Consider the following 10584-nt stretch of genomic DNA (forward strand, 5'->3'; position numbering starts at 1 on the left):
AGCAACGCCAGGCCGCCGTCTTGCTTTAACTCTTCCCCAACACTGGGCCCGACAAACTCGACCCGTCTTAGCTCTACTTCCGACGCTTGTTCAGCATTTAACGCCTGCAGTACGGCCTCTCCCACTTTTTCCTGAGCAACAACGGCTCGCAGCGGAATACGGATAAGCACATCGGTACTGGAGCCAAATAGTTGAATTACGGCGTCAGCATAACCCGCTTCGGCCAGCGTTTTACGCATGGCGTTTAAATCTGCCGCCTCGCTAAAACCTACCTCGATGACGGTGCCGCCGGTAAAATCCAGGCCCCAGTTCATGCCTTTAGTAACAAAAGAGCCAAAAGAGCCCAGCACCAGCAGAGCAGATAACAGTAATGCCGGCCATTTAAGGCGCATAAAATTCACTGACTGATTAAAATTGAACAGTTGCATACCTTGCTCCTTACAGCGGCAGTGACTGCAGACGGCGGCCACCCCAGAAAATGTTAACCAGTAAACGGGTGCCAACAACAGCAGTAAATATTGACGTTAAAATACCGATGGCCAGGGTAATAGCGAATCCTTTAACCGGGCCACTGCCCACACCGAACAGAATAAGCGCCACCAGCAACGTGGTGATATTTGAGTCAGCAATTGTTGAAAACGCCCGCTCGTATCCCAGGTTTATCGCCTGCTGCACACTGCGCCCCTCTGCCAGCTCTTCCCGTATTCGCTCGAAAATAAGCACATTGGCGTCTACCGCCATACCTACCGTTAATACTATTCCGGCCATGCCCGGCAACGTTAGCGTCGCCCCTGGGATCATCGACAGAAAACCGACTATCAATACCAGATTTGCGGCCAGCGCCACATTGGCTACCATGCCAAAGGCTTTGTAATACACCAGCATAAACAGCACAACCGCTACCAGACCCCACTGAATAGCTGCTAAACCCAGCGCGATATTTTCTTTACCTAAACTTGGGCCAATGGTGCGCTCTTCAATTACCTGGATGGGGGCAATAAGTGCACCGGCCCGCAGTAAACTGGCCAGGTGCTGGGCTTCTGCAGGTGAATTTAAACCTGTAATAACGAAATCCCGGCCAAGTCGCATCTGAATCGTGGCGTCATTGATCACTTCCTGCTGTTTAACCAACACCGCAGTGCCATCAGCATTAAGTTCAGTGCCGGGTTTATATTCAATAAACACCGTTGCCATTCTGCGGCCAACGGCACTTTTTGATGCCTCTGACATCAAATTGCCACCCGCCGTATCCAGTTTAATATTGACCTGAGGCTGGCTGTATTCGTCATAGCCTGCAACCGCATCAATAATGTGGTCGCCGGTTAATAACACCCGCTTTTCCAGTAATACCGGCCGGTTATCAGCACTTTGATATAGCTCTGAATGACCGGGTAAACGGCCCGCTGTAGCAGCAGCCAGGTCACTGTCGGTGTCAACCAGCCGGAATTCCAGCGTTGCCGTGGCACTGAGTATTTCTTTGGCTTTAGCGGTATCCTGCACACCGGGCAGTTGCACCACGATCCGGTCAGCACCCTGACGCTGCACTACCGGTTCAGCCACGCCAATCTCGTTAACCCGGTTGCGCATAATGGTGATATTTTGCTCGATAGCGTAATTACGGATCTCACGCTGCCGCTCTTCACTGAGTGTTACCCGTAAGCTTAAATTATCGGCATCTTCAGTAATGACTAACTGGGCATCCTGTTTGCTTAACAGCGCCTGAGCCTTGTTAAGATCAGCCGGCTGGCGAAAACTGAGTTTAATCTGGCCCTGTTCCAAATCAGCTCTGACACTCAGATAACGAATATCTGCCTGACGCAGGTCACTTCGAAAGCCACTGACCATATCATTCAGGTGTTTATCCAGCGCAGCCTGCATGTCTACTGCCAACAGAAAGTGCACCCCACCGCGCAAATCCAGACCAAGCTTCATTGGGGTAGCGCCGATAGCGGTTAACCAGGCCGGGGTTGCCGGCACCAGACTCAGCGCACTGGTATAATTACCGCCTAACAGCATTTTGGCCTGATCAAGTGCTTGCAGCTGCTGCTCGGTATTGCTAAAGCGTGCGATAATTTTACCATCCTGTAACTGCACTGCTTTTGCAGCATTACCAGCACTGATAAAAGTTTGCTCAAGCTCAAGCCGGGTTTGCTCGGTAACTGTGCCACCGCGGCTGGCACTGATGTTAAGGGCAGGATCTTCAGGATATAAATTGGGTAACGCATAGATTAAAGCTAACAGCAGCATGCCGATCACAACGACATAGCGCCAGGCAGGGTTTTTATTTAACATTATTTTAATCCTTCACATACTCAGCCGCCACAGCTTGGCTGTAGCAGACGAAAAAACGGGCAACACGGTGTTGCGGTTTGAGTTTTACAGTGAAAGAAAAACGGGGGGAGCTCGGGCAGGATAGGCTGAATTACAGGCCGTGCTCCAAAGCGCACCGGCAGAAGAAACGGCAACTGACAAAGCTTCTGGTAAGCTGCAAGGCGTTGCGGCTATTACAGCAATATCGGAATTATCACCGCTTGCGTCAGCAGGTTCGTCGTTATCAGCGGGGATTAAATCTTTCTGATGCAGCGTAGAAAAAACCGCCGGATTAAGCCCCTGCAGCTGGCTATCGGCTAAACGCGAAACGCCGCTGCCGTTGACAGCCAAGGTTTGTGGCGACGACAGTAATGCCAGATAAACCAGAATAGCAAAGCGGGTGAGCCAGCGCATAAAACCTCATATCGGGCACAGGTTGTTAAAATTAACCTGTTGGCGATATGATGAGGCCTGGCACTAAAAGAAACAAGCCATCTACTGACAAATATTTTTTAAGACCACAGTTTTAAGACCACAGGCAGTTACGATGAACTTGATGCCCGTGGCCTGACTGCTTATTTATCGGTGCTAACAGGGTTGACCAACGATAACTGATAGACATCATGCCGACGGTCTTTCATCGTATTAACGCTGCCATGGCTATGCAACTCTTTTAATAAATCCAGGTTAACGTCTACAATCAGCAGCATTTCTGAATTGGGCGTGGCTTCTGCTTTTATACCGGTGGTCGGAAACGAGAAATCAGACGGGGTAAACAGTGCCGACTGCGCATACTGGATATCCATATTATTAACCCGTGCCAGGTTACCGACGGCACCGGCAATAGCGACATAACATTCATTTTCTATAGCGCGGGCCATGGCACAGTGCCGCACCCGGGTGTAACCGTTCTGGGTATCAGTTAAAAATGGTACAAACAAAATGTTCATACCCTGCTCTGACAGCAGGCGGGCGTACTCCGGAAACTCGACATCGTAACAAATCATAATACCGATTTTGCCGCAGTCGGTATCAAAAACTTTAACTTTATTGCCGCCATGCATCGCCCAGTTTCGCTTCTCTGCAGGCGTGACATGAACCTTGTCATACTGCTCCCAGCTGCCATCCCTGCGACATAAAAAGCCACTGTTATGAAGTTTTCCGTCATAAAGACACGGCATACTGCCGGTAATAATATTGATGTTATAGGCAATGGCAAATTCAACAAACTTATCGCGGATAATATCGGTGTACTTGGCCAGTTCACGGATGCTCTGGGTCACACTTAAATGGTTGTAATGCTCCATTAATGGCGCAGCGAAAAGCTCGGGGAACAAAATAAAGTCGCTTTTATAATCCGACACGGCATCAACAAAAAATTCCATCTGTTCAAACAGTTGGTTTATATCTTTCATATTACGCATTTGCCACTGCACCAGGCCCAGTCGTACCTCCGCTTTAGGCGCATTAATCAGCTTGACCGATTTGGTGTAATAGATATTGGCCCATTCCAGCAAGGTGGCATATTCCTGTGACTGGGTATCACCGGGAATGTAACCTTTTAACAATTTGCGAACGTGAAAGCCATTAGCCAACTGAAAGCTGAGCACCGGATCATACAGCTCTTTACGTTTTACTTTCTCAATATACTGCTTGGCGCTCATTTTTGAGGAATGCTGTTCGTAGTTGGGCATTCTGCCACCGGCCATAATGGCCCGTAAATTCAGGTTTTCACACAGCTCTTTACGGACATCATAAAGCCGTCTTGCCAGGCGCAAGCCGCGGTAATCAGGATGAATAAACACTTCTATGCCGTATAATACATCGCCATTATGGTCATGGTTGTCAAACGAAAAACCAGACACAATTTGCTCGTAGGTATGATCATCACTAAACTTTCGGTAATCGATAATAATAGAAAACGCACAGCCTACCACTTTGCCATCGACACAGACACAAATCTGCCCCTCCGGGAATTTCGTTAATAACGTATCTACCCGTTCTTTGGTCCAGGTAAGTAGCGGACCGGCTTGATATACCTGCTCAGACGCCGCTCTTAGCTCCGTCATATCCTCATTGGTTAAATGGCGTATTTCGACGTGATTGGCTTCCATATTATTTCCTCTGCTTTAAAACTCTGGCGGATCATTCAGGCTGATAAGCGCTTTGGATACCGGATGACTGAACTTAATGTGGCAAGCATGTAATAGCAAGCGCTCAGATCCGGCAATGCTATCCGGTGTACCATAAAGCGTATCACCCAAAATGGGATGGCCTATTGCCCTGGTATGTAACCGCAATTGATGCGAACGTCCGGTAACTGGTGTCAGCAATAACCGGCTTTGCTGACTGACGGTGTCATAAGCCAGTACCTGAAAATAGCTCTGCGATGGTTTACCACTATCACATATTTTATAGAGTGGCCGATTGGCCGGATCAGCAGCAATTGGCAGATTAATTTCACCCTGGCCTTTAGCTGGCAGCCCGGCGACGACGGCCTGATATTGCTTGCTGATACTGCGGGCCTGAAACTGCTTGCTAAGCTCAGATAAGGCTCTTTTCGTCAGCGGTAATAGCACAATACCCGAGGTATCGTAATCTAACCGGTGTACCACCGAAGCAGCAGGCCACTCCCGCTGCACCCGACTGATTAAACAATCTTTATTTGCAGGATGCCGGCCCGGCACGGTCAATAGTTTGGCGGGCTTACTGACCACCAACAACTGTTCATCCTCATACAGCAAGTTAAACGGCTGCTCAGTTGCCGGAAGCACTGTCAGTTCAGATAGCTCTGCCATGTAGTAACACCCACTTGAAAATTGTAAGAGACATTCGCCGCTTTAAGGCTATTATGCCTGATAAGCGGTTTGTCTGCAGCGCAAAATCCGTTATGCTGCTGGCCGGATTGATTACTGCCCCCAGGATATGGCCAATACTTTTATCTATTCTCCTCCAACTGAGCCCTGGCTTGATATTTTGTATCAGGACAAAGACATTGTTGTTGTAAATAAACCCAGCGGTCTGTTAACGAATCCCGGACGGGCACCTGAGCTTGCTGATAGTCTGTTCAGCCGGATAAAAGCACAGTTTACATTAGCACAACTGGTGCACCGTCTTGATTTAAGCACCTCTGGGGTCGTCGTTTTTGCGCTGCGCCGTAAAGCAGAACGCGAACTGAAACATCAGTTTGCAGAACGTCTGGTAAAAAAGCGTTATCTGGCAGTGGTAGCCGGCCATTTAACCACCGAACAAGGCCATATCGACTTGCCCCTGACAGTGGATGGCGGCAATGAGCCTCGCCAGAAAGTCTGTGAGCAGACAGGTAAAGCCGCACTGACCCATTACCGGGTATTAAAGCAATTGCAGCATGCATCACTGCTGGAGCTGCTGCCGGTGACCGGCCGTTCGCATCAGTTGCGGGTGCATATGCTGGCGCTGGGTCATCCGATCCTTGGCGATGCATTTTATGCCCCTGCACCGGTCTTAACGGCTGCACCACGCTTACTGCTACATGCCGCGAGCCTGCAAATACAACATCCCTACTCTGGCAAAACTCTTGAATTTTCGGCTGGTACCGATTTTATTTCAGCCAGCGGTTTACTTAACTGGCCCGCTGAACAGTTTAATTGCTAACTGTACTGGAAAATCAGTCGTCGCTGACTATAGTGATTTTACCTGTCTGGTAAAATAATGTTGTATGGCAGCAAATTAGAACAAAAATAGGAGTAGCGGATGAGTGTACTAAAGGAGTTTAAAAGTTTTGCCATGCGCGGCAACGTGGTTGATATGGCAGTGGGGATAATTATTGGCGCCGCTTTTGGCAAAATTGTGTCATCTTTTGTTAATGACATTATTATGCCGCCTATTGGCGTCTTGCTTGGCGGGGTAAATTTCCGCGACTTAGCGATGGTCATTCAGCAAGCAGCAGAAAATCAGCCCGAAGTTGTCATTAAATATGGCATGTTTGTTCAAACCATTATTGATTTTATTATTATTGCTTTTGCCGTTTTTGTCGGGGTAAAAGCAATGAATTCGATGAAAGCAAAAGAAGAAGCCAAGCCACCGGCAGTAGCTGAAGTACCGGAAGATACCAAGTTACTGGCAGAAATACGGGATCTGTTGAAAAAGTCTTAGCCGTGTTTTTGACCAGGTTAGTGGCATAAAAAAACGTCTCTTAAAGAGACGTTTTTGCTAAACGATGCAGTTGAAAAGGAGGTCGGAAACCCGTTACAACTCCTGCTCAAATAACTTATAAATACGCCGGTATTCGTCCAGCCAGCTGCTCGGCTGACGGAAACTATGCGGCTCCACCGGATATATGGCCGTTTCAAAGTCTTGCTTTTCCTGCTCAATTAAGCGCTGGACCAACCGCACCACATCCTGGAAGAATACATTATCATCCACCATAGGGGCATTAATCAGCAACGGCTTGGTTAACCCCTGAGTAAAGTAGATGGGCGAGCTGCGCTGATAGGCAATCGGATCAATATCCGGAGTGTTCAGGATATTAGAGGTATAAGGATGGTTATAATAGGCCCAGTCACTGACCGGACGCAGCGCTGCGCCGGCCTGAAACAGCTCAGGCTGCTTAAACAGCGCCATAAAGGTCATGAACCCGCCGTAAGAGCCGCCGTAAGTGCCGATCCGTTCGCGATCAACATTGGCATTGGTAACCAGCCAGTTTACCCCATCTGCCAGGTCTTCAATTTCCGGGGTACCCATCTGACGATAGATAGCGGTGCGCCAGTCGCGGCCATAGCCTTTTGATGCCCGGTAATCCATATCCATCACCACATAACCCTGTTGCGCTAACAAATTATGAAACAGGAATTCCCGGAAATAACCAGACCAGCCCAGATCGCTGTTTTGCAGATAGCCCGCGCCATGATTAAAGATAACTGCGCGGCGTGGCTCACCCTGCTGGTAATCCGCCGGATAATACACCTTGCTGAAAATCGGCTGTGCAGCATGGCTGGACGGCACCGCCACGATTTGCGGTGCCACTAACGGCAACTGTTTAAACTCAGCCGATACGGTGTCAGTGAGTCTGATTACCTGCGCGTCCGGCTTAGCCGACATAAGATATAAGTCTTCCGGCATCAGGCTGGTGGAATGGGTCAGCAGCAATTTCTGCTCATCCGGGGCCAGCGTAAAGTCGGTCATACCGCCCAGATTGGTTAATTGCTCAGTAACGGCAGTGGCCGGATTTAACCGGTAAACCTCATAGATCCCCGGGTGAGACACATTTGCTTTAAAATACAGATAACCATCATCGGTTGTTAATATTGGATTGCTGACTTCAAAAGTACCACTGGTGAGTTTCTGCGCTTTGCGGGCGGATAACACCTTAGTATATAAATGCGAATAGCCACTTTCTTCAGACAGAAAATACAATGTCTCACTGTTATTAAACCAGCCGAAATCATTAAAAGCGTAATTGATCCAGGCTTTATCGTGCAACCGGTGCTGCGGCACCAGCGCTTTCTTGTCAAAATCAACGGTGGCAATCCAGCGATCTTTGTTATCGAACGCTTTCAGCATCACTGCAACCTGCTCGCCGTTATTGTGCCAGCGGATCGCACTCTGGCTCCAGTACCAGTCGGTCATCAGGCCAATATCACGGATAACTTTACTGCTTTTGTACTTCTCGCCTTTTGCTTTGGCATTTTCCGCTTTTACCTCGGCCAGCACATCTTCGTTGTAGCCCGGCAGACTGGTATAACTTAACGGATACTGGGTGCCATCGGTTAATGAAACCAGAATAAGCCGCTGAGGTTCTGGCTTAAAATCATTGACCCGCCACCTTACCGGCTGCGCCGCAATATCACCACTGTCGGTGATATAGTTAGGCATAATATCTTTGTCATTACGCGGTTTCGCTTTACGTACTGCTACCAGCAGATAATCTGCGTTAGGTGATACGCTGGCATCAACAATTTGCTGATCCTTACCAAAATAAACAGCAGCGGGAGCCATAGCCGGGTTGGCATTGCGAAGTGCAACGTCAGCCTGATGCTGTTCCACTTTATGGCGCTGAACTTTGGCAACATAGTCAATCAGTTTATGTTGCTCCTGTGCCAGATAACCTTTTGGTACGGTTGGCGCTTTTGGCTGCTCTGCAGTTTTCAGACTGATTAATTCGCTGTTCAGGCCAGTATCTAAATCAGCAGTGAAAAAGGTCCAGCCCTGCCGGTAAAGCAGCCGGTTATCCCGCATAAATTGTGGATCGGTATAGCCGGTGTTGCTGCGGGTAATTTGCATTATCTGACCATCAGCTTTGCGAACAAAGATATTGCCTTCAAATACCCAGGCCTGGCGCTGCTTATCGGCACTGTAGACAACATTGGCACTTCCTATCTGATGCAGCTGCGACAGCGGCACAAGCATGCCATTGTCAGCCGCATCCAGTGGCCGCTGATACCAGTCTTTCAATTCACTGCCAGCACGTTTTTGCTGATAAAACACCTGGTTGCTGTCAGCTCCCCAGAAAGGGTTTTGTGGCGACCGCCCCAGCCAGTCGGGGTCGGCCATGATCTGTTCAAGTGTCAGCTTTATTGACGGATCAGCCTGGTAAACGGTATTGGCTGAAACCGGCGTGCTATGCCAGGTTTGAGGTTCTTGTTTGGCCAAGGCAGCATGACTGCTGATCAGCAAGCCCGCTGACATGGCAGCAAGCAAGGTTTGATAAAATAGTTTCATAGTTTTAGTCTTGTACTGAATTAACGACGCCCTGTTATACAAAGCCTTGAAGCGGAACGCAACTTAATGCGGCTGATCAGTCCAGATCTGAGTTGGAATAAATCATGGCTGACCAATAACCCTGTCCAAAAGATTTACAACTGCGCGATTCGCTCATAAAACAGTTTTGAGAAGCATTGGTAGTAAAGCGCTGCAGCTAACTAATAATGTTAATAAAACTTAGATGGCGAGCTAATTAACTGCTGTTCTGGCATCTTATATGCTTCCAAAGTCACTGTAGTAGTAAGGTACGGCAAATATCTTGTCCAATTTATTCAGTTAAATCGCTCAATAAGGATTTAAAGGAGCTTACTATGAAGCTTAAACATAAAGTCTTATCGCTGCTATCAGCAATGCTGTTACTGATAGCGGGTTCAGTTCAGGCAACACTTGTCCCGTTTCAAACCTTTGTTGGCAATTATGGGGTATCAACAGATGGCTGGGGATCGCTATCGCAAAGCGGCACTATTAGTGCGCTTGTCCCCGCTGGTGCAACCGTTACCGCAGCTTATTTGTACAGTTCAACTTTCAATAATGGTTCTCTGACTGGTGTCGGTGGCACGTTGGCGGGGCAAACCATAAATTATGATACTGATCTTGGCACCATCCCTGCTCCAGCTTGCTGTGAGTTAACGGCTACCAGAGCCGATGTCACTGACATTATCAAGCCGCTGGTGGACGGCGGCCCGGGTGGGGTTTATAACTTTGACATTACTGAAACATCGAGGTTCCAGGACGGGTCAGCATTGGTAATAGTATATAATGACCCTTCTCTGGGAGTATCCACGGTTGGGATCCTTGATGGTTTTGCGCTGGTAAATGGTGATACCACATCCCTGAACTTTGCTGACCCGCTGGATCCCTCAGCCCCCGGCTTCTTTGCTCATATGATGCTGGGTATCGGCTTTAGTTGCTGTAACCAGACCAATACCGTCGAGGTAAACGGTACTTTGATTACTCGAAACGCCGGTAATAATGATGACAGTGCTGATCCCAGTTTAGGTGATGGTAATCTAATTACCATGGGTAGCTTTGATGATCCCTTCTCACCCTTTATGCCGGATTATAGTTCCGACACTGAACGGTATTCACTAGTTGATTATATAAGCAATGGCGATACCAGTATTAGTGTCAGAACCAGCAATGCGACTAACAATGATAATATTTTTCTGGCGGTGTTTCATGTGTCAGGTGAGGCGGGTATTGACGCGCCACCACCAAGTGTACCGGTACCAGAGCCAGGTAGTTTAGCCCTTTTTGCGCTGGCTTTGCTGGGCTTACGGCGGCACTTAAAGCACTAACAGGTATTGATCGTTAAACGATGTTTGCCTTTAACTGGTGATAAAGCATGAAATCCGCAGCCTTAATTGCGGATTTCTTGTTTATAAAAAGGTTAAGCCGCGACTTTATCACTAACTTTCCCAAGCTGCTGATGGGCTGCCGCCAATGCTTGTTGCGCAGCCTCCTCTCCCATATTTAAGCCTTCTGCATAAATAAAGTGAAGTTGGGTCAGGCCAATAAAATTAAAAAAACTGG

At 48.3% G+C, this 10584-nt stretch carries 8 protein-coding genes and 1 pseudogene; 3 read left to right on the top strand and 6 right to left on the bottom strand.

Features of this window, described 5'->3' with window-relative positions:
- The 5 genes and pseudogenes from R3177_RS09380 to R3177_RS09400 form a co-directional block, all read right to left on the bottom strand.
- Positions 1-428 (bottom strand): annotated as a pseudogene (locus tag R3177_RS09380) (protein translocase subunit SecF); the annotation flags it as partial.
- A 10-nt stretch (positions 429-438) separates the two neighbouring features.
- Entirely contained in the window at positions 439-2292 is a 1854-nt protein-coding gene (gene secD / locus R3177_RS09385) for a protein translocase subunit SecD (protein ID WP_318970776.1), read from the bottom strand.
- A gap of 84 nt (positions 2293-2376) precedes the next feature.
- A complete protein-coding gene (locus R3177_RS09390; RefSeq protein WP_318970777.1) occupies positions 2377-2724 on the bottom strand; it encodes a hypothetical protein in 348 nt (115 codons plus the stop codon).
- 161 nt (positions 2725-2885) lie between these two features.
- The gene (locus R3177_RS09395; RefSeq protein WP_318970778.1) at positions 2886-4424 is read right to left on the bottom strand and encodes a bifunctional GNAT family N-acetyltransferase/carbon-nitrogen hydrolase family protein; all 1539 of its coding nucleotides are present in this window, start codon (positions 4422-4424) and stop codon (positions 2886-2888) included.
- A 15-nt stretch (positions 4425-4439) separates the two neighbouring features.
- Positions 4440-5108, bottom strand: coding sequence for a pseudouridine synthase (locus R3177_RS09400; RefSeq protein ID WP_318970779.1), 669 nt, complete (start codon positions 5106-5108; stop codon positions 4440-4442).
- A gap of 127 nt (positions 5109-5235) precedes the next feature.
- On the opposite strand from R3177_RS09400, the gene R3177_RS09405 reads away from it, so the two are divergent.
- Together R3177_RS09405 and mscL are read left to right on the top strand one after the other, a co-directional pair.
- Positions 5236-5943 (top strand): RluA family pseudouridine synthase, encoded by a 708-nt coding sequence (locus tag R3177_RS09405; protein ID WP_318970780.1) that lies wholly within the window; start codon positions 5236-5238, stop codon positions 5941-5943.
- 99 nt (positions 5944-6042) lie between these two features.
- Positions 6043-6444, top strand: coding sequence for a large-conductance mechanosensitive channel protein MscL (gene mscL / locus R3177_RS09410; protein WP_318970781.1), 402 nt, complete (start codon positions 6043-6045; stop codon positions 6442-6444).
- Between the two features lie 93 nt (positions 6445-6537).
- Here mscL and R3177_RS09415 read toward each other — a convergent pair whose 3' ends face one another.
- Positions 6538-9009, bottom strand: coding sequence for a S9 family peptidase (locus tag R3177_RS09415; protein WP_318970782.1), 2472 nt, complete (start codon positions 9007-9009; stop codon positions 6538-6540).
- Between the two features lie 353 nt (positions 9010-9362).
- On the opposite strand from R3177_RS09415, the gene R3177_RS09420 reads away from it, so the two are divergent.
- Positions 9363-10349, top strand: a complete 987-nt coding sequence (locus tag R3177_RS09420; RefSeq protein ID WP_318970783.1) for a PEP-CTERM sorting domain-containing protein — start codon at positions 9363-9365, stop codon at positions 10347-10349.
- Positions 10350-10584 lie beyond the last annotated feature (235 nt).

This window comes from Arsukibacterium sp. (assembly GCF_033722355.1).
In the GTDB taxonomy this organism is placed as follows: Bacteria; Pseudomonadota; Gammaproteobacteria; order Enterobacterales; family Alteromonadaceae; genus Alishewanella.

Bases quoted from the DNA above. Each gene is read 5' to 3' on its own strand.
- R3177_RS09415 (WP_318970782.1), bottom strand. From the start codon at position 9,009: ATGAAACTATTTTATCAAACCTTGCTTGCTGCCATGTCAGCGGGCTTG.
- secD (WP_318970776.1), bottom strand. From the start codon at position 2,292: ATGTTAAATAAAAACCCTGCCTGGCGCTATGTCGTTGTGATCGGCATG.
- R3177_RS09420 (WP_318970783.1), top strand. From the start codon at position 9,363: ATGAAGCTTAAACATAAAGTCTTATCGCTGCTATCAGCAATGCTGTTA.
- R3177_RS09390 (WP_318970777.1), bottom strand. From the start codon at position 2,724: ATGCGCTGGCTCACCCGCTTTGCTATTCTGGTTTATCTGGCATTACTG.
- R3177_RS09395 (WP_318970778.1), bottom strand. From the start codon at position 4,424: ATGGAAGCCAATCACGTCGAAATACGCCATTTAACCAATGAGGATATG.
- mscL (WP_318970781.1), top strand. From the start codon at position 6,043: ATGAGTGTACTAAAGGAGTTTAAAAGTTTTGCCATGCGCGGCAACGTG.
- R3177_RS09400 (WP_318970779.1), bottom strand. From the start codon at position 5,108: ATGGCAGAGCTATCTGAACTGACAGTGCTTCCGGCAACTGAGCAGCCG.
- R3177_RS09405 (WP_318970780.1), top strand. From the start codon at position 5,236: ATGGCCAATACTTTTATCTATTCTCCTCCAACTGAGCCCTGGCTTGAT.